This window comes from Denitrobacterium detoxificans, from assembly GCF_001643775.1.
Taxonomy (GTDB): Bacteria; Actinomycetota; Coriobacteriia; order Coriobacteriales; family Eggerthellaceae; genus Denitrobacterium; species Denitrobacterium detoxificans.
Genome location: NZ_CP011402.1, coordinates 478,774 through 497,503, shown reverse-complemented (window position 1 = coordinate 497,503; position 18,730 = coordinate 478,774). Strand labels below are relative to the sequence as shown.

The following is an 18,730-nucleotide window of genomic DNA, read 5'->3' as shown; positions in this document are numbered from 1 at the left end:
CACCGCTTAGTTATTGCTCGCACGGATATACGCATCGAGCGTTTCCAGCGCAGCGCCGCTATCGATCTGATGAGCCGCAAGCTTCACGCCTTCGTCGATATCGCTTACCGCCCCGGCCGCAAACAAGGCCGCACCGGCATTCAACAGCACCACGTTACGCTTGGGACCCGCTTCGCCCGCAAGGATAGCGCGCGTGATGGCTGCGTTTTCCTGAGGCGTTCCGCCCAGCAGGTCTTCCTTGCGGCACCGCTCCAGGCCAAAATCCTCGGGCGCAATGCGGGACGTGCGATAGTAGCCATCCCTCAGCTCGCACGCAACGGTCGGCGCGCTTGCCGACACTTCGTCCATGCGATCGGAGCCGTACACCACGAGCGCGCGCTTCACGCCCATGGCGTCGAGCACCTTCGCGATGGGCTCCACAAGGTACTCGTCGTACACGCCCAGCAGAAAGTATTCAGGACGCGCCGGATTGGTAAGCGGACCCAGAATGTTGAACACAGTGCGGAATCCCAGTTCGCGTCGAATCGAGCCAACGTACTTCATGGAAGCGTGGTACATCTGCGCGAAGAAGAAGCACATGCCCACCTCGTCCAACAGCTGAAGCGCCTTTTCCGGGCTTTGCTGCAAGTTCACGCCCAACGCCTCCTGGCAATCGGCAGTGCCCGACTTGCTCGATGCAGCGCGATTGCCATGCTTGGCAACCTTCACGCCCGCCGACGCAACCACCAGTGCCGCTGTGGTGGAAATGTTGAACGTATTGCTGCGATCGCCGCCCGTTCCCACGATTTCCAGCACTTCCATGCCAGGATGGGGAACCGGCGTTGCGTGATCGCGCATCGCGGCGGCGCACCCGGCAATTTCGTCGATGGTTTCTGCCTTCGCGCTCTTCGTAGAAAGCGCCGCCAGGAACGCGGCATTCTGCGTAGCCGACGTTTCGCCGCTCATGATCTCGTTCATCACGGCATATGCCTCGTCGTACGTCAGGTCCTCCTTGCGGACGATCTTCTCGATGGCTTCCTTAATCATGGTTTCCTCCTTGCGGGCAAGCCGTCTTCGTAAGCTGAATGAAATTGGCAAGCATACAGGCGCCGTCGGGCGTCATGATGCTCTCAGGGTGAAACTGAACGCCCCACACGGGAGCATCCTGGCAGGCAATGGCCATCACTTCCCCGTCGTCCGCGCGAGCCGTTACGCGCACAGAATGCGGCAACGTGTCCTCGTCCACGGAAAGCGAGTGGTACCGAGCCACGGGCGCTGACGCGGGAACATCCGCGAACAGAGGGCATGCCACATCGAACGCGGTAACCGATTGCTTGCCATGCATGAGTGTGGAGGCGTATCCCACGCGTGCGCCACAAGCAACGGCAATGGCCTGATGACCCAGGCATACGCCCAATATGGGAATGGAATGACCCAGTTCGCGCACTACGTCAACGCACACGCCCGCATCTTCCGGACGACCCGGCCCCGGCGACAGAATGATTCCCGCGGGACGCAAGTCGGCGATTTCCTCCACCGTAAGAGCGTCGTTGCGCACAACGCGAATGTCAGGCTCGATGGCACCAAGCATCTGAAACAGGTTGTAGGAAAAGCTGTCGTAGTTATCAATAAGCAGAATCATCGCAGCTCCTCCGCATCCTCCAGGGCACGCACGACCGCCGCCGCCTTGTTCACGCACTCGCGGTACTCCTTTACCGGGTCGCTATCGGCCACGATGCCCGCGCCGCTGCGCACGAACACACGCCCGTTCTTCTTGTAGGCGATGCGGATCGCAATGCACACGTCCATGTTGCCCGCAAAATCCAAGTACCCCAGCGCACCACCGTATATGCCGCGCTTGTTGTCTTCGAGCTCGTTGATGATCTGCGCCGCGCGAATCTTGGGTGCGCCCGATAGCGTACCCGCCGGCAACACAGCCTCGATGGCGTCCAGGGCATCGCACCCTTCACGCAAACGGCCTCGCACCACGCTGCCGATATGCATCACGTGGCTGTAACGCTCGATGGAATGCAGGCGCTCCACTTCCACCGAGCCGAATTCGCTCACCTTGCCCAGGTCGTTACGCCCCAGGTCAACGAGCATGTTATGCTCCGCAAGCTCCTTCTCGTCGGCAAGCAGCTCTTCTTCGAGCATACGATCCTCTTGGGGCGTCTTTCCCCGAGGACGCGTGCCGGCCAGGGGAAACGTATGTAGCACGCCATCCTCCAGCTTCACAAGCGTCTCGGGACTCGCGCCCGCGACTTCCATATCGCTGCCGCTGAAATAGAACATGTACGGAGAGGGATTTATGGCACGCAGCACGCGATACGCGTTCAGCAGGCTTCCCTCGTATGGAACCTCCAAACGGTTGCTGAGCACCACTTGGAAGATGTCGCCCTCGCGAATGTAACGCTGGGCCCTGCGCACCATGTCGCAGTAGGATTCCTCGTCGAACAGCGCCTTTGCCGGCCCGAGCACATGACCAGGAGTCTCGGTCGCAGACGCGCCATCTTGGATGATTCGCGCCATTTCCGCCAGCGCGCCCTGCGCCTCGGCATACCCGGAATCACCGCACGACAAATCGGCGTGAGCAATAAGGATGATCTTCTGCCTCACGTCGTCGAAGCAAATCAGACGATCGAACAACATGAGATCAAAGTCCTGAAAATTCTCGGTGTCACGCGCATCGAGTCGCAACGTGGGCTCCGCGTACTTCAGGTAGTCATAGCCGAAATAGCCCACCAAGCCGCCAGCGAACGGCGGCAGCCCCTCGACGCGCGCCGTACGATATGCGTGCAAGATGGCGCGCAATTCGGAAGCGGGATCGCTGGTGGCGTGCGCCTGGCCGTCGATGACCATCACGCCATCCTTGCAGGCAATTGCCATGCAAGGCTCGAACCCCAGAAACGTATACCTACCGCGCTTCTCGCCTCCCGCCACGCTTTCCAATACGAAGCAGTGGTGCGAAACCGCTTTGAGCTTGGAAAGCACGCCAAGCGGCGTATACGCATCGGAAAGCAATTCCGCCGCAAGGGGAACACGCGAAACGCCCTGCTCGCGCGCTATCGCCTGCGCCTCCTCGAGCGAAGGTGCAACGCGCAGGCGCGCCTGCCCCCTAGGCGGACCATTGCGCACGCCATCCGCGATATCAGGTACTTCAGCAACACCCATGGAAGCCTCCTTCCGCCATGCCCACCTTGTTGGAGGCGAGCGCGTCGGGGCAATAAAAAACGCCCCGACGGAACCTATGTTCCATCAAGGGCGAATCGATAGATCCGTGGTGCCACCTTGATTCGCGACCTGGGCCGCGCACTTTGCAGAATGCCAACACATTCCCGGCAACTAACGTATGCCCACACGTCGCGTGCTACTTGGCCAAGGCCGTTCACCGCGCCCTCAGCGGTCCATTTGACGAACTGTGTTTTACCCGATTTCCAGCATCGCGGGCTCTCTGTGAAAGCATATTCGCCGTTACTTCCGCTTCAACGGTTTGGCTATTCAATTGTGAATGGGGTCATACTAGCATGCACGCTTTAGCGCGCGCAAGTAACTATTCGTTGCGCGCGCTAAATAGTACGTACACGCACGACTACTTGCGATTGCCCAACATGCCAAGCATGGAACCGTATACGCCGCCCAACTCGCTGGCATCATGGGCGTCCACAAACGCCTCGAGCGCATTCAGCTCGGCAAGTTCGTCGGTCATGGCCACGTATTCGCTGCTGATTTGCGCCATCTTACGCGCTTCCTCGGCCAGGGCCTCGTCCTCGGTCTGGGGCATCGCTTCGCTCTTGTTCTCGTCAGTCATCGTTCATCACATCCAATTCAAGCAGCTTACAGCTGGACTCCAGCGCACGCTGCACAACACGTTCGCCGCGTTCGGCGGCAACAACCTGTGCCACGCCAGCCAAACTGCGGTAGTACCCATCATAATCCATCTTGCTCTGCGGCGATGAGGGAAGATCGGTTTCCAGCAGCAGCCGGTCTTCGGGAATAGCCTGCAAATACGCTCGTCCGCGCTTCGTGGCAAGCATGCGCTCCCCCACGCTGAAATACCAGCCAGAGCGCCGAGCACGCATGAGCTCGTCGGACGAACCGGAGAACCAATGGAAAATGCGTATGGCATCGGATAAGCCCGCGCGCTCGACCTCGTCCATGACCACGCTTGCCGCAGAGGACGAATGAAACGATATGACATGCGGAACACCCGGCTGCGCGCACGCGGCAAGCACGCGGCGGAAGACCATACCCTGCTCTTCGCGCTCCCCTGCGAAACGCTTCCCAAAATCCAAGCCTATCTCGCCGATGTAGCGACATTGGGGCGCCAGCTCCTCGAAGAGGCGCACTTCCCGGTCGTCCGCCTTCCCCTGCGCCACCCACCAGGGATGAAGGCCCAAACCCAGGCGCATCCCCCGAAAGGATTCCACGGAATCGCGGGCGTCAACATATTCCGAAGGCAAGACGGTGTTCGCAAACATACCCACGTGATTGCGCGAAGCACGTTCCAGCAATGGACTCATGGCGTCTAGAAACGACGGATGGCAATGCATGTCGACGTATTGCATGAACCCTCCTTAGTCGCAAGCTCGCGTCATCACGCGCAATGCAGGCAAGCTACTTCCGACGCGCCAGCACGTCCTCGCGCGATTCCACGCCGGCAATGGAGCGAATGACGTACCCGGCAATCATCTGACCCATGATGGGCGGAAAATACGGCATGGTACCCAGCCCCGAACGCTCGCCACGCTCCGTGCCTGGGCGAGCCGTGGCCGCCGCGGCTTCCTCGCACGAATACAGCACGCGCAAATGGGAGATGCCCCGCTTACGGCATTCCTTGCGCATGATGCGACACATGCGACAATTGACCGTGTCGTAGATGTCGGCCACCCGCAGGTACTCGGGATGCAGTTTGTTGCCACCACCCATGGCGCTGATCAGGTTGATGTCGCGTTCCTGGGCAGCCGCCGCAATAGCAAGCTTCGTGGAAATGGTATCGATGGCATCTACCACGAAATCGGCCTTGACGGCATGCTCATCGAGCAGCGCATCCAGGTTTTCGGCAAGAACGAACGAGTCGACGACCTCCACCTGAGCCTGCGGGTTGATATCGAGCACCATCTGGCGCATGACATCGATCTTCTTGCGGCCGATGGTGCTATGAAAGGCAATGGCCTGGCGATTGATGTTCGTGATATCCACCACGTCGTGGTCGACCAAGATGAACTTGCCCACGCCGCCTCGTGCCAACGCCTCTACGCAGCTCGAGCCCACGCCGCCCAGTCCAAGCACCATTACGCAGCTCGACGCGAGCGCGGCAACGCCTTCGGAACCCAGAATGCGAGCGCATCGGGTCATTTCGTTATGCAGTTCGGAAGCCACTATTCGGAATCCCTTCGAGACTGACGGTCGCGCAATGCCCGGCGCGCCCTGAAGCGCGGATCGACTTCCCCACCCTCACGTGCAATGCGCTCGAGACGCGCAGCTTCACGCGGGGAAAATTCCTGCGTTCCATCCGATGGAGCAGCATGCTGCGCGCGTGCACGCGGACGCGGAGCTTCATGAGCGGGCCTATCCGTACGCGCCTCGCGGCGAACGGAATGCGGCACGGATTCGCCATGCGACTCCGGCGCCCGTTCAACATCCAGCGTATCGGGCTCGTTATCGGCAGGGCGCGCAGTGTCCCCTTCGGCATTACGACGCGCACGCGCCTTTGCAGCCAAATACGTGGGGTCGTCCTCGGGGTGGCGCTTGTACATAAGGCGCACGCTCACGTATTCCAGCACGAGCAGCGCAAGCAAGATCGCCATGACGATGAGATAGCCCATGATAGCGCCACGCAGGCCGCTCACGTGAATGAGCATATAAGGAATGGCCAGGGAGAAGGCAAAGGTGATGAGGTACAGGCGCAGGACCGACTTCTGACGGCGCATGACCGTCATAACCTGATACAGGAAGTCGATGCCACCCGTAATGCCGCCGGCAATGACCATGAGCAGGCCCATGGAACGATACGGCTCGAAATCGAGACCGTACAGAATGGTGAGCAGCGGAATGCCCAGCCAGTTCATGAACAGCAAAACCACCACGGTAACAGCCAAGACGATGAGCAGCATGGCAACGATGAAGAAGTCAAAGCGTTTGCGGCGATCGAGGTCGTTCCATGCATCGGCCATGCGTGCGAGCAGCGGCTTGTACACAAGGCCCACCGTAATGAGAATGGCCTGGGCCGGGAAATACAGAGCGTTGTAATACAGCTGATTGTCGTAGGAGAGCGTACCCTCCATCATGAACTTGGGAATGTTGTCGATGAGCGCATAGAGGAACAGCGCCAAGAACAGCGGGAAGCACTTCGTGAACAGGCGACCGATACTCGCAAAGCTCCTACGATTCGACGTGGGCGTTTCGAGCAGGGCAAGCGGTGCCGTGAACAGCACGAGGGACACCACCGCCACGATGGCCATGGCAATGCTGGCTACTTGCAGGCTGTGCGTAATGAGCAGCAGAAGCGCGAACACCACGAACACGCCCGCCGAACGAAGCACCTGGGAAATGCCCGCCAGATACAGCTTGTCCATCTGCTGCAGTCGACCCTCGTACACGTCGGCGAAGCCATCAACGGTCTTATACACCACAACGGCCATAACCATAGTGCGCATGGCTTCGTCATAGCCATGGAAATCGCAGAAGAGCGAACCAGCCACTATGGCCAGCAGACACGTTATGGCGCGCTGAATCTGATATTCCGCAAAGGAGTGTTCCTCGTCGCGGTCGGAGACTTGATACGTGCGAACGCCGTAGTTCGCCAGGAACATGAGCAACTGCGCGGCCACGAACGCCAGCGAGAACATACCAGCTTGCTCGCTGCCCACCAACTGCGTAACGATGATGGTAAGCAGGGGGAAGATAACGCCCCAGGAAGCCAGACCCGCCGTGTTCCACACGTAATCGAGCTTCGTCTGATGGCTTTCGTATTCGGCTTCCTGCGCGAACGACCGATTGGATACGACACCCAGCAGTCTTTCGCCCCACGCATCAATACGACGACGAAGTGGACCCGGCTGGCGCGGCGCGGAGTTGCGCTTGCGCTCGTCGAGCATCTGCGAAATCGCGGCAAATGGACGGGGTGTATTCACGAGTAGCCTTCCTTGGTTCCCTAACTCGAGCTTTGATTATATGGCTCGATGGGCGCACCAGGCAACGCGATACAAGAAGCGGACAGAATAAACGATGCCCGCATCTGGCCTTACGGCAAGACGCGGGCGCAAGAGACACGCAGCTGCGTTAGACCATCTTGTGCGAGGCGAACTGCGGGTCGTCTTCCCAGAGAACTACCTCACCCGAGGCAAGCGACGCGGGCACGTCGATGATACGCTGATTGCTGCTACCCCGAAAGCGCAGCGAGATATCCTTCAGGTCCTTCGCGTAGGGTCCGTCGACGAGGACGTCGATGCAATCGAACAAGTCGGCCGTTTCCGGACAGTTCCTGCCACCATAAAGGAGGTTCTCGTACACATCGCCTGTGTAGACCCAGATGCTCTTCCCCGGGCATTCGCGCTTGACGCGCTGCAGGAACGGCAGGAGGCCCGCTTGGTTCACCGGCTCCATGGGCTCGCCGCCCAGAACGGTGATGCCAGCCACCCAGGGTTCATTCAGACTCTGGATGATTTCGTCTTCCACTTCCTGGGTAAACGGGCGACCGAAGGAGAAGCTCCAGGTTTCGGGCTGGAAGCACTCCGCGCAATGGTGCGTGCACCCCGAAACGAACAGCACGGTACGGACGCCAGGCCCATTGGCGATATCGGAGTATTTTATGGCTGCATAATTCACGGCTGCCTCCCTGCGCGAAGAGAAGACGAGGCGAACGATCGCACGACCATTCGCCTCGTTCCCTTGTAGATTCAAGCGGTTCTACAGATGCAGAACGCGGTCTTTGATTTCCTGGGTACGACCCTGGTTCCAGAACTGGGTTCCAATGTAGCCGCAGGTACGACGGGCCACATTGAGCTTGTTCTGGTCGCGGTTGCCGCACTTCGGGCATTCCCACACCAGCTTGCCATCGTCTTCGATGATCTGGATTTCGCCATCGTAGCCGCACACCTGGCAGTAGTCACTCTTGGTGTTCAGTTCCGCGTACATGATGTTGTCGTAGATGTAGCGCATGACCGTGAGCACCGCCTGCAGGTTGTCCTGCATGTTCGGGACCTCGATGTAGCTGATGGCGCCACCCGGCGAAAGCTTCTGGAACTTGCTCTCGAACTTCAGCTTCGTGAAGGCGTCGATCTTTTCGGCCACGTGCACGTGGTAGCTGTTGGTGATGTAGCCCTTGTCGTTGATGCCGGGAACGATGCCGAAACGACGCTGCAGGCACTTGCTGAACTTGTACGTGGTGGATTCCAGCGGCGTGCCGTACAGGCTGAAGTCGATGTCGGTGGCTTCCTTCCATTCGGCGCACTTGTCGTTCATGTGCTGCATGACTTCCAGCGCAAACGGCGTGGCCTCGGCGTCGGTATGCGACTTGCCCGTCATGAACTTCGTGCACTCGTACAGGCCAGCGTAGCCCAGCGAAATGGTGGAATAGCCGCCATAGAGGAGCTTGTCGATCTTCTCGCCCTTCTTCAGGCGCGCCAGAGCGCCATACTGCCACAGGATGGGGGCAGCGTCGGACGTGGTGCCCTTCAGGCGGTTATGACGGCACATAAGGGCCTTGCGGCACAGTTCCAGGCGCTCGTCGAAGATGGCCCAGAACTTGGAGAAGTCGCCTTCGCTGGAAAGCGCAACGTCGACCAGGTTGATGGTGACCACGCCCTGGTTGAAGCGACCGTAGTACTTCGGCTTCGTGGGGTCGTAGTTCTTCGCATTGGCCACGTTGTCGTAGCCATTGCCCGAGCGGTCGGGCGTAAGGAAGGAACGGCAGCCCATGCACGTATAGCAATCGCCTTCGCCTTCCACTTCGCCCTTGGAAAGCTTGTACTCGCGCATCTTCTTTTCGGAGATGTAGTCGGGCACCATGCGCTTGGCCGTGCACTTCGCTGCGAGCTTCGTGAGGTAGTAGAATTCCGTGCCCTCGTCGATATTGTCTTCTTCAAGCACGTAGATGAGCTTGGGGAACGCGGGGGTAATCCACACGCCCGCCTCGTTCTTCACGCCTTGGAAACGCTGGCGCAGCATTTCCTCGATGACCATGGCGAGGTCGTGCTTCTCGGTTTCGTTGCGTGCCTCGTTCAGGTACATGAACACGGTGATGAACGGAGCCTGGCCGTTGGTGGTCATGAGCGTAACCACCTGGTACTGGATGGTTTGCACGCCACGGCGAATTTCGTCGCGCACGCGGCCTTCGACCACGGCATCCAAACGCTCGGGCGAAGGCTCCACGCCCAGCTCGTTCAGCTCGTCGATGGTAGCGCGACGGATCTTCTGACGGCTAATGTCAACGAACGGGGCCAGATGCGCAAGCGAGATGCTCTGGCCGCCATACTGGCAGCTGGCAACCTGGGCGATGATCTGGGTGGCGATGTTGCAGGCCGTGCTGAAGCTATGGGGCTTCTCGATGAGCGTGCCGGAAATAACCGTGCCGTTCTGCAGCATGTCTTCCAGGTTCACCAGGTCGCAGTTATGCATGCGCTGCGCGTAATAGTCGGAGTCGTGGAAGTGGATGATGCCCTTCTCGTGGGCGTCGACCACGTCGGCGGGAAGAAGCATGCGGTGAGCAAGGTCCTTCGAAACCTCGCCGGCCATGTAGTCGCGCTGGACGGAGACGACGGTGGGGTTCTTGTTCGAGTTCTCCTGCTTCACTTCCTCGTTGTTGCATTCGATGAGCGAGAGAATCTTGTCGTCGGTGGTGTTGGACGTGCGCTTCAAGCCCTGCACGTAGCGATAGATGATGTACTTGCGAGCGACTTCGAACGCACCAAGGGCCATGATCTGGTCCTCGACCATGTCCTGGATTTCCTCGACAGCAGGGGCATGACCGCAGACGTCGCATTCGGTGGTGACGTTGTTTGCTGCGGCGATAATTTGATCGTGCGTAAGACGGTTTTCCGGCACTACCTCACTATTCGCCTTCGATATGGCGTTCACGATTTTCGTGACGTCGAAAGCGACCTCAGAGCCATTGCGCTTGATAACCTTCATATGCCCAAACCCCTTTCGTATTTCTGCTTCATTTCTTGTCTGAACATAGTTTTGCATCTAATTTTTATTGTTCACAAGGCTTGACTTTAGCGCTCCTTACGTTTTCGCACGTGAGCACAAAACAATAAATATTGTCGCTCATATTTCGACCACACACCATATCTTGTGGTTTCTAATGATACACCATATATCCCATTTTCACACCTTTAGCATAAGCGCAGTTCGTATGGGAAGCAGGTCGAATCGAGCCAAAATCAAGCGGAAAAAGCGTGGAGAACGGTAAAAACACTTCCCTATAACGGGGAAGAAATAGAGGCTTCCACACTAGCTCAGACGAAAGAATGCGCACGTTCTTGAAAGCGGTTCGTATAAACCCGCGAACGGCGCAAAAAAGGAGCCGCCCCATAAGGGACGGCTCCCGCAATTCGCAAGAAGCGAATTTACTTCAGGGTTACAGCAGCGCCGGCTTCTTCCAGCTTGGCCTTCATTTCCTCGGCCTGCTCCTTGGCAACGCCTTCCTTGATGGCCTTGGGAGCGCCCTCGACGACTTCCTTGGCATCCTTCAGGCCCAGACCGGTGAGCTCGCGGACAACCTTGATGACAGCGATCTTGTTGTCGCCGAAGCCCTCGAGCACAACGTCGAATTCGGACTTCTCGTCGGCAGCAGCAGCGCCATCAGCGGCAGGAGCAGCAGCAACAGCCACGGGAGCAGCAGCGGACACGCCGAAGGTCTCTTCGATCATGGACACGAGTTCGCTAGCCTCGAGGAGGGACATCTCCTTCAGAGCCTCAATGATTTCTTCCTTGGTCACAGCCATGTTAGTTTCCTTTCAAAGGGGCCGGGTTCTTCCGGCCATACATTCTTGCTACGCGGCGCGGGCGCCGCAGGGTGCTGCTAAGCAGCGGGCTTCTGCTCGGCGACCTGCTTGATCGACTGAGCCAAGCCAGACGGCACACCGTTGATGGTAACGGCAAGACCGCGAGCAACGCCGGAGATAAGACCAGCGATCTGGCCGATGAGAGCCTCGCGAGAAGGCAGAGAAGCGATAGCTTCCACCTGTTCTGCGCTGTACTGAACACCGTCCATCATGCCGCCCTTGATTACGAGGTTCTCGTTATCCTTGGCGAACTCCTTGATAGCTTTCGCGGCAGCAGCCGGATCGCCATCAGCGAACACGAATGCGCTCGGGCCAGCGAGAATGTCCTCCATTTCGGGGAGACCAGACTCGGCCAGGGCGATGCGCACCAGCTTGTTCTTGTAGACCGTCAGATGAGCACCGGCTTCGCGGATGGAGCGACGCAGCTGCTGCGCCTCCTTCACGCTCAGGCCACGGTAGTCGACGACCCACAGAGCGGACACGCCTTCGAGCTCTTCCTTGATCTTTGCGAGCGTTTCGACATTCTGTGCGTTGGGCATATTGTGCACCTCCTTCTTTCCCATTCCGGGTTCCACCCCAGGGGAAGGTCGCACGAATAAGAACGACCCCCTGCACCAGAGAGCGCAGGGGGTCGTGAAAGCTTGTGCTTTACAACCACCTCGGCGGGCCGCTTACGCGATTAAACCTTGCGGTGCCTGCTGTCTCTGGCAGCGGAACTACTGTTCATTGCTACTGCATTTCTGCAGCCGTTACACTATGCCAGACTCACACGGCGAATGCAAGGAAGCGCACGCGTCCTCCACATTGGGGCTACGCAGAAGCACTGCCGCCAGCATCGGCCGATGCAGCTTCTGCGACAGGCTGATTCGAACTCGCATCAACAGTCGACGAGGACACCGAGGAAGATTGCCCCACCGCAGCCGACGCGGCTTCAGCGCTCTTCACCTCGAGCGATTCCACCGTGCACGTGGGATCTCCCTCGATGTAGGAAATCGTCACCGTATCGCCCTGGCGCACGATCACGGCATTCATGACCGTGGGCAGCGGACAGTCAAAGATAAGCGAGCTGTCCTCGAGCGACAAGTACACGTGAGAGTTGCCATCGATGACGGCTTGCATGGACGTGCGCACCACACCCGTAACCTCGCTGGCAACTGAATCGTCGCCCGTAGTCACGCCATTGGTGGCAAGCAGGGCCTTGTACGACTTCTGGCATTCCTCCACCGTGTCGCCCACGGCTACGTTCTGGTAGCGCTGGATGTCGATCATGGCGAACTTCTTCACCAGGCCCGCGGCGTCCTTCAAGGCCATGAAGTACGTAGGCTGGCCATTGATGTTCAGCAGCAGCGGGAAGGTAGCCTTGTACTGCAGGTTCTGCACCTGGCCCTCCGCCGAGCTCATCGCGCTTTCCTCGGTGGCGCCCGCCACGCTGTAGTAGTGCGCCTCCGCCGTACGCTGGTTCACGAGCACGAAGCCCACAATCGCGTTGTCGCTCGTAGCGCTGGTGACACCCGTGTATACCCAGACGTCATCGTCTTTGGCAATGTAGTTGTAGCCCAACTCGCCATCGGTGCCCGGAGTGGTCTGCACCACGCCGCTCTGCCCGAGCCAACTGTTCAGCCAGCCATTATGCAGACTGCCATACCAGTTGTACTGCTGGATGAGCAGATTGCTGGGATAGGCGCGGTCTACCCATTCGGGGCACTCGTCGATGGCGCAATCCTGGCATTCTCCCGTGCTGGCGTTCACCAGCACCACGCGATCGATGGTCTCGCCGCCAAATAGGCCAATGGTGCGCGTTTGGACGGGACACACCCACCAGGGAGTGCCGTCCTCGTCGATTTCGAAGCTCTTCTCCTCGAACATGTAGAACGGGTAGCGCAGCTGGACGTAGCGGTCGATATTGCGCTCGAGCGGCTCGCTTTCCGAGTAGTACATAGGCGAAGACAGACGTACCACCTGGGTATTCTGGCTGGCCATATCAACGATTACATAGGCGGGAATTCCCGTGTCCTTGTTGTAGAACCATTTGAACAGGTCGGCATAATTCAGCGGGCTCACGCGGACGGGGCGCCCCTGATAGTTGATCTGGGAATACAGGCTGGAAATCTCGAACTGACTCACGTATTCGGGAATCTCACCCAGCGTGCGGTTGCCCAGGAGCACGGCGCTATCTCGATCGATAACGGGGATGGTGTCGTAATCAGGCTCCTGAATGTCGGTGGCGAAGTCGGTATCCTGAATCTGCAGGATACTCGAGTACTTCTCAGCGTTACCCGGCCAAATGCTGTACGACGCGGCCCAACCCAGCACTGCAACCGCAAAGACGGCAACGGGAATCCAGGAAAGCCACTTGAAGCGCTTAGCCTTGCCCGCATTCTTCGGGCGCGCGTTCGAGCCCGCCTTATACGAGGCCGAAAGCGCGCGGAAGGTGATGAACGCCGGAAGCAGCACGAACACTACCAAGAACGTCCAGGTGTCGGCAGAGTGGATGTTGATGGGTGGATGGAACCACCAGTACGCACCAGCAATGACCAGGATCAGCACGAGAATCGCAATAATCAGCGTGCGCTTGCGCCAACTGGGCAGCTTGATGGCTTCGAACACGCTGGAAAGGCCTTCGCCATCTTTGCCATCGGATGCAAAGGGATTCCTCTGCCCATGCGATGCCTTGCGCTTCTTCGATGCGCCCTGCGAAGAGGCGTCAGAGGCTTTCTCCTCGGCCGAAGAAGCATGGGAGGCACCTTCCTGGGGAGGCACAAAGCCTACCATCCTGAAGAATTCGTCCATCTGGTCTTTATCCACGGTTACATCCCCTCATACACTTGCATTTCGCGATAGTATACCAGCGCAAACGGGGCGAGCACTAGGCCCGCCCCGTCTCGTTTTCGTTTGGACAATCAGCCGCGCGAGCGCAACGCCTACTGTGCGGCCAGATTGCGAATCACGTACTGCAGAATGCCGCCGTGATAGTAGTACTCGCCTTCGGTGGGCGTATCGATGCGCACGAGCGCCGTGAAGTCGATGACCGTTCCGTCCGGCTTGGTGGCATGCACGCCAACATGCGCGGGATTGGGCAGGCCCTGGCTGAAGTCGATCTCGTCGATGTCGAACGTCTCGGTGCCATCGAGCCCCAGCGAAGCCGTGCTCTGGCCCTCTTCGTACTGCAGGGGAAGCACGCCCATGCCGATAAGATTACTGCGGTGGATGCGCTCGAAGCTCTCGGCAAACGCAGCACGCACGCCCAGGAGCATGGGGCCCTTCGCAGCCCAGTCACGCGACGAACCACTGCCATACATCTTGCCAGCCAGAACCACCAGGGGCACGCCAGCCTCGCGATAGGCCTCGGAGGCGTCGAAGATGAGCTTGATGGCGTCGTCGGTCATATCGCGCGTCCAACCGCCCTTGCGGCCTTCGGCAAGCAGGTTCGCGAGCTTCACATTCGCAAACGTGCCGCGCGCCATGACCTCGTGGTTGCCACGACGGCTGCCATACGTGTTGAAGTCGGCCTCGTCCACGCCACGTTCGCGCAGGTAGCGGGCAGCCGCGGAATCGGAGGCAATGGCGCCTGCCGGGGAAATGTGGTCGGTGGTGATGAAGTCGCCCAGGTTGACGATGGCGCGAGCACCACGCACCGGCTCGGGAGCCACAGGGTTCGCCGTCATGCCATCGAAGTACGTCGCACGGCGCACGTACGTAGAAGCATCATCCCACGCAAACAGGTCGCTCGGCTCGCGACCCAGGCTGCGCCAGGACTCGTCGCCCTCGAACAGGCCCTCTGCCCCATCGTCGAACAGCGCACGATTCACAACCTGCTGCTGCAATGCGGCAATTTCGGCATTGGTAGGCCAAATGTCCTTCAGGAACACGGGCTCGCCCTGTGCGTTTTCGCCCAGAGGCTGCGTCTCGAAATCGAAGTCGAGCGTGCCGGCAAGCGCGTAGGCGATAACGCCTGCAGGAGCCGACAGATAGTTCTGCGCCACGTCGGGAGAAATGCGGCCCTCGAAATTGCGGTTGCCGGAAAGCACGCTGGCGAGCTCGATGTCATCGGCCACGTCATGCAGCGCGGGCAGAACGGGACCCGAATTGCCAATGCAGCTCATGCAGCCAAAGCCGCACGTATAGAAGCCAAGCTGACGCAGGCCATCCATAAGCCCGGCACGCTCGAGCAGGAGTTCGGTCGCCTTGCTGCCCGGCGCAAGAATGGTCTTCACCCAAGGCTTGGGCGCAAGGCCCGCCTGGGCGGCGTTCTTGGCAACGATGCCGCACGCCAGCATCATGGCGGGGTCGGTAGCCGTGGTACAGCTGGTCACGGCAGCGATGGCGATGGCGCCATGCGTGAGCTCGTAGCTTGCGCCGTCGATGTCGACGTTTACGGTCTTGCCCGCTTCGACGTTGCGCTCGGCACAAATGGCCTGGAAGCGATCGCGCGCACCCGCAAACGAAATGCGGTCGTGCGGACGCGACGGACCGGCAATGCTGCGCTCCACCGAAGACAGGTCGATGCGAAGCACCTTGGCATACGAACGCTCGCGGCCATCGTTCCACAGGTTCTGCTGCTTTGCATAAGCCTCCACCAAGGCAATCTGCTCTTCGGTGCGGCCCGTAACGCGCAGGTACTCAAGCGTCTGCTCGTCGACCGGGAACAGCGTGCAGGTGCTGCCATATTCGGGGGTCATGTTGGAAACGCACGCGCGCTGCGTGGCGGTCAGGTTGGAAACGCCCTCGCCGAAGCATTCCACGAAGCAGCCCACGACGCCTTCGGCGCGGAGCATCTGCGCGAAACGCAGCGAGAGGTCCATAGCGGAAACGCCATCGGGCAGCGAGCCGGTGAGCTCGACGCCAATCACGCGCGGCACAAGCGTAGTGATGGGCTGACCCAGAGCGGCAGCCTCCGCCTCGATGCCGCCAACGCCCCAGCCAAGCACGCCAACGCCATTGGCCGTAGGCGTATGGCTATCGGTGCCCACCAGCGTGTCGAAATACGCGAGCGTGCCCTCTTCGGTTTCGCGCGTCATAGCGACCTTCGCGAAGCGCTCGATGTTTAGCTGATGGCAGATGCCCTGTCCAGGCGGCACGATGCTCACGTTCTGGAACGAGCTCTGCGCCCACTTCAGGAAGTCGTAACGCTCGCGATTGCGCTGGAATTCCAACTCGATGTTCTCTTCCAGGGCGCCCGAGCAACCCGCCTTGTCGGCAATGACCGAATGGTCGATGACCAAGTTGCAGGGAACCTGCGGGTTGATCTTCGAGGGGTCGCCGCCCAGGGCAGCACAGGCCTCGCGCATAACCGCAAAGTCAACGAACACGGGCACACCCGTGAAGTCCTGGAACAGAACGCGTGCAGGGCTGAACTCGATCTCGTCGCCCGCCTGGCCCTTCGTGCCAGCTTCCACCAGACGATCGACCAGAAGCTGCGCCGTTTCCTCATCGGGAGCGCAGCGCAGGATGTTCTCGAGCAGAACGGTGAGTGCGTAGGGCAGGCGCTCAGCGCCCTCTACGGCCTTCACCGGGTAGTAACGATATTCCTTGTTCGCAACTTGCAGCTGCGCGGTTGCTTTCAATTGTGACATCTATGCTTCTCCTGCCAACAACGCGGGGCCGCGCTGGCGGCCCCGATTACATTCCTACAGTGCAGCGATCAGGGCGTCGGTGAACTCCGTGGTGCTGCATGCCGGCTTGCTGGAACCCGTGGCCCAGCGAATGTCGCCCGTAAGGTGCTCGCCCTCCGCGTACACGGCGCGCACGGCGGAGCGGATGCGCTCGGCGCATTCCTGCTCGCCCAGATAGTCGAGCATCATGCAAGCGGAAAGAATCTCGGCCGTGGGGTTGGCCTTGTTCTGACCCGCAATATCGGGAGCGCTGCCATGCACGGCCTCGAAGATGGCGTATTCCTTGCCGATGTTCGCGCCAGGGGCAATGCCCAGGCCGCCCACCAGACCAGCACACAGGTCGCTCGCAATGTCGCCGTACAGGTTCGGCAGCACCACGACGTCAAACTGGCTGGGGTCGATGACCATGTTCATGCAGAACGCGTCAACGATCTTGTCCTCGAATTCGATGCGGCCCTCGTACTCCTTGGCAACTTCACGCGCAACGCGCAGGAACAGGCCGTCGGAATGCTTCATGATGTTGGCCTTGTGCACCGCCGTAACCTTCTTGCGGCCCTGGGCAATGGCATACTCGAACGCGTACTTCACGATGTTTCGCGAACCGGTAACGGAAATGGGCTTCACGGAGATGCCGGCGTCCTCGCGAATCGTACCCGCGTTATGAGAAGCGCAGAATTCGATGAGCTCGGCAGCTTCAGAGGAGCCCTGCTCGAACTCGATGCCCGCGTACAGGTCTTCCGTGTTCTCGCGGACGATAACCAGGTCTACGTCGTTGTAACGGCCACCCGCACCTTCGATGCTGATGTTGGGACGCAAGTTCACGTACAGGTCGAATGCCTTGCGCAGGGCAACGTTCACGCTGCGGAAGCCCGAGCCCACCGGCGTGGTAACGGGGCCCTTGATGGCAACCTTGTTGCGCTTCACCGCATCAAGCGTGCTCTGGGGCAGCGGCGTGCCATGCTCCTCCATCAGATGGGCGCCAGCCTCGGCGATTTCCCATTCGATTTCCGCACCTGCAGCTTCCAGAACGCGCTGCATGGCCGAGCTCGTTTCGGGACCAATGCCATCGCCGGGAATAAGGGTAACGGTGTGCTGTGCCATCGAGTCTCCTTCGGATTCGCTCTGTACTTTAGTATGCAAAAGTGTCCCTTATTCCTACCATACATATCCGCTAAATAGAAAAAGGCGCGGAAATCACCGCGCCAATTCCGTATATGGTAGCCGCTTACCGAAGCGGGGGCTACGAAAGGTTATCGATAATCTGCTGAGCCCTATGCTTCAACGCGCCCTTACCGTTCTTCGAATCGAACTCCATGCGAGCCTTCAGCTCTTCCTTCACGGCAGGGGCAAGCTTGCCTTCGGAAAAGCCGATGACGGCAACGAGCATTTCCTGGAACTCGATGTCACCGTGATAGCACTGTATGGCTTCGTCGATAAGGGGCCACGTCTTCTCGGAACGATTTTCCGTGGTGGAGCCCAGCTTGCAGAGGAAGCGCATGGCAGCCAGATGTGCAGGGCCGCTGTCCTCGTCAAACAGCGCCGTTTCGGCACCGGGAATGGCCTTGTCGCACACGCGCGACTCGAGCGCAACGATTTCCGTAAGCGCATTCAGGCATTCCCAACGCGTTTGGGCTTCGGGGCGATTCAGGGCATCAACGATCTGGTCTACGTAGGGCACGACCTTGCTGGGATTCTTCTTGGCAACGCCCGCCACAACGGCAGCAGAGTTCTGCCTTGCGCGGCGCGATGAACCGGAAAGCTCGTCAACGACCTTCTTCAGCATGCCGTCACGGGTGGATGCAATCTTAATTGCCTGCTCGATAGCTTCCTTATCGCTCACGTAGTCTCCTTTGGCAACGCAGTTTTAACCATAAGATTTTACCTCATTATTGAAAATTTGCCTAAAACCGCAGTCGGATGCCATAGTGCAGCAGGCCGAGCACATAACGCACCCTAGCTATTTCCGCACAGGCAAAGACATGCGCAGAGCATCCTGGGCGGGATTTCCGGATTTCCAGCCTCACAGATGAACCCAACGGATTGGACCCTCCATTCGAGAGGGCCAGCCAGCGCCCTGACGAGAGTGGGCATACGCAGGCCTTCCGCAGGCTCCCGACTTCTCTCCCACGG

15 protein-coding genes and 1 other annotated feature are annotated in these 18,730 nt (G+C 59.3%); all 15 genes read right to left on the bottom strand.

The annotated features are described in order from the left end of the window. Positions 1-6: 6 nt before the first annotated feature. The gene (gene trpD, locus AAY81_RS01990) at positions 7-1,026 is read right to left on the bottom strand and encodes an anthranilate phosphoribosyltransferase (RefSeq protein ID WP_066660742.1); all 1,020 of its coding nucleotides are present in this window, start codon (positions 1,024-1,026) and stop codon (positions 7-9) included. Continuing rightward, entirely contained in the window at positions 1,019-1,621 is a 603-nt protein-coding gene (locus AAY81_RS01985; RefSeq protein ID WP_066660741.1) for an anthranilate synthase component II, read from the bottom strand. Before AAY81_RS01985 ends, trpD begins: the two co-directional genes overlap by 8 nt. Beyond that, positions 1,618-3,150 (bottom strand): anthranilate synthase component I, encoded by a 1,533-nt coding sequence (trpE, locus tag AAY81_RS01980; RefSeq protein WP_177168514.1) that lies wholly within the window; start codon positions 3,148-3,150, stop codon positions 1,618-1,620. Before trpE ends, AAY81_RS01985 begins: the two co-directional genes overlap by 4 nt. Positions 3,151-3,568: 418 nt before the next feature. Further along, complete coding sequence (locus tag AAY81_RS01975) at positions 3,569-3,787, bottom strand: hypothetical protein (RefSeq protein ID WP_066660738.1); 219 nt, start codon at positions 3,785-3,787, stop codon at positions 3,569-3,571. Next, the gene (locus AAY81_RS01970; RefSeq protein WP_066660736.1) at positions 3,780-4,544 is read right to left on the bottom strand and encodes a TatD family hydrolase; all 765 of its coding nucleotides are present in this window, start codon (positions 4,542-4,544) and stop codon (positions 3,780-3,782) included. The genes AAY81_RS01975 and AAY81_RS01970 overlap by 8 nt, the downstream gene beginning before the upstream one ends. Positions 4,545-4,593: 49 nt before the next feature. Next, the gene (locus AAY81_RS01965) at positions 4,594-5,358 is read right to left on the bottom strand and encodes a tRNA threonylcarbamoyladenosine dehydratase (protein ID WP_338030601.1); all 765 of its coding nucleotides are present in this window, start codon (positions 5,356-5,358) and stop codon (positions 4,594-4,596) included. After that, entirely contained in the window at positions 5,358-7,112 is a 1,755-nt protein-coding gene (locus AAY81_RS01960; RefSeq protein WP_066660734.1) for a lipopolysaccharide biosynthesis protein, read from the bottom strand. Before AAY81_RS01960 ends, AAY81_RS01965 begins: the two co-directional genes overlap by 1 nt. Positions 7,113-7,260: 148 nt before the next feature. Beyond that, a complete protein-coding gene (nrdG, locus tag AAY81_RS01955) occupies positions 7,261-7,806 on the bottom strand; it encodes an anaerobic ribonucleoside-triphosphate reductase activating protein (RefSeq protein WP_066664779.1) in 546 nt (181 codons plus the stop codon). Positions 7,807-7,887: 81 nt separating this feature from the next. Beyond that, positions 7,888-10,110, bottom strand: coding sequence for an anaerobic ribonucleoside-triphosphate reductase (gene nrdD, locus AAY81_RS01950; protein ID WP_066660729.1), 2,223 nt, complete (start codon positions 10,108-10,110; stop codon positions 7,888-7,890). Positions 10,111-10,550: 440 nt separating this feature from the next. Further along, on the bottom strand, positions 10,551-10,928 hold the full coding sequence (gene rplL, locus AAY81_RS01945; RefSeq protein ID WP_066660726.1) for a 50S ribosomal protein L7/L12: 378 nt from the start codon (positions 10,926-10,928) through the stop codon (positions 10,551-10,553). A gap of 77 nt (positions 10,929-11,005) precedes the next feature. Beyond that, complete coding sequence (gene rplJ / locus AAY81_RS01940) at positions 11,006-11,527, bottom strand: 50S ribosomal protein L10 (RefSeq protein ID WP_066664777.1); 522 nt, start codon at positions 11,525-11,527, stop codon at positions 11,006-11,008. Positions 11,528-11,577: 50 nt separating this feature from the next. Further along, positions 11,578-11,714 (bottom strand) — a sequence feature (ribosomal protein L10 leader region). 84 nt (positions 11,715-11,798) lie between these two features. Next, a complete protein-coding gene (locus AAY81_RS01935) occupies positions 11,799-13,793 on the bottom strand; it encodes a Tat pathway signal sequence (protein ID WP_177168515.1) in 1,995 nt (664 codons plus the stop codon). A 116-nt stretch (positions 13,794-13,909) separates the two neighbouring features. Next, complete coding sequence (gene acnA / locus AAY81_RS01930; protein WP_066660725.1) at positions 13,910-16,561, bottom strand: aconitate hydratase AcnA; 2,652 nt, start codon at positions 16,559-16,561, stop codon at positions 13,910-13,912. Positions 16,562-16,615: 54 nt separating this feature from the next. Beyond that, the gene (locus AAY81_RS01925; RefSeq protein ID WP_066660723.1) at positions 16,616-17,701 is read right to left on the bottom strand and encodes an isocitrate/isopropylmalate dehydrogenase family protein; all 1,086 of its coding nucleotides are present in this window, start codon (positions 17,699-17,701) and stop codon (positions 16,616-16,618) included. Between the two features lie 139 nt (positions 17,702-17,840). Further along, complete coding sequence (locus AAY81_RS01920) at positions 17,841-18,383, bottom strand: hypothetical protein (protein ID WP_066664775.1); 543 nt, start codon at positions 18,381-18,383, stop codon at positions 17,841-17,843. Between the last annotated feature and the right edge of the window lie 347 nt (positions 18,384-18,730).

Excerpts from the sequence above, each read along its gene's own strand:
- AAY81_RS01970 (WP_066660736.1), bottom strand. The coding sequence starts at position 4,544 with ATGCAATACGTCGACATGCATTGCCATCCGTCGTTTCTAGACGCCATG.
- AAY81_RS01985 (WP_066660741.1), bottom strand. The coding sequence starts at position 1,621 with ATGATTCTGCTTATTGATAACTACGACAGCTTTTCCTACAACCTGTTT.
- trpD (WP_066660742.1), bottom strand. The coding sequence starts at position 1,026 with ATGATTAAGGAAGCCATCGAGAAGATCGTCCGCAAGGAGGACCTGACG.
- rplJ (WP_066664777.1), bottom strand. The coding sequence starts at position 11,527 with ATGCCCAACGCACAGAATGTCGAAACGCTCGCAAAGATCAAGGAAGAG.
- nrdD (WP_066660729.1), bottom strand. The coding sequence starts at position 10,110 with ATGAAGGTTATCAAGCGCAATGGCTCTGAGGTCGCTTTCGACGTCACG.
- trpE (WP_177168514.1), bottom strand. The coding sequence starts at position 3,150 with ATGGGTGTTGCTGAAGTACCTGATATCGCGGATGGCGTGCGCAATGGT.
- rplL (WP_066660726.1), bottom strand. The coding sequence starts at position 10,928 with ATGGCTGTGACCAAGGAAGAAATCATTGAGGCTCTGAAGGAGATGTCC.
- AAY81_RS01925 (WP_066660723.1), bottom strand. The coding sequence starts at position 17,701 with ATGGCACAGCACACCGTTACCCTTATTCCCGGCGATGGCATTGGTCCC.
- acnA (WP_066660725.1), bottom strand. The coding sequence starts at position 16,561 with ATGTCACAATTGAAAGCAACCGCGCAGCTGCAAGTTGCGAACAAGGAA.
- AAY81_RS01975 (WP_066660738.1), bottom strand. The coding sequence starts at position 3,787 with ATGACTGACGAGAACAAGAGCGAAGCGATGCCCCAGACCGAGGACGAG.
- AAY81_RS01920 (WP_066664775.1), bottom strand. The coding sequence starts at position 18,383 with ATGCTGAAGAAGGTCGTTGACGAGCTTTCCGGTTCATCGCGCCGCGCA.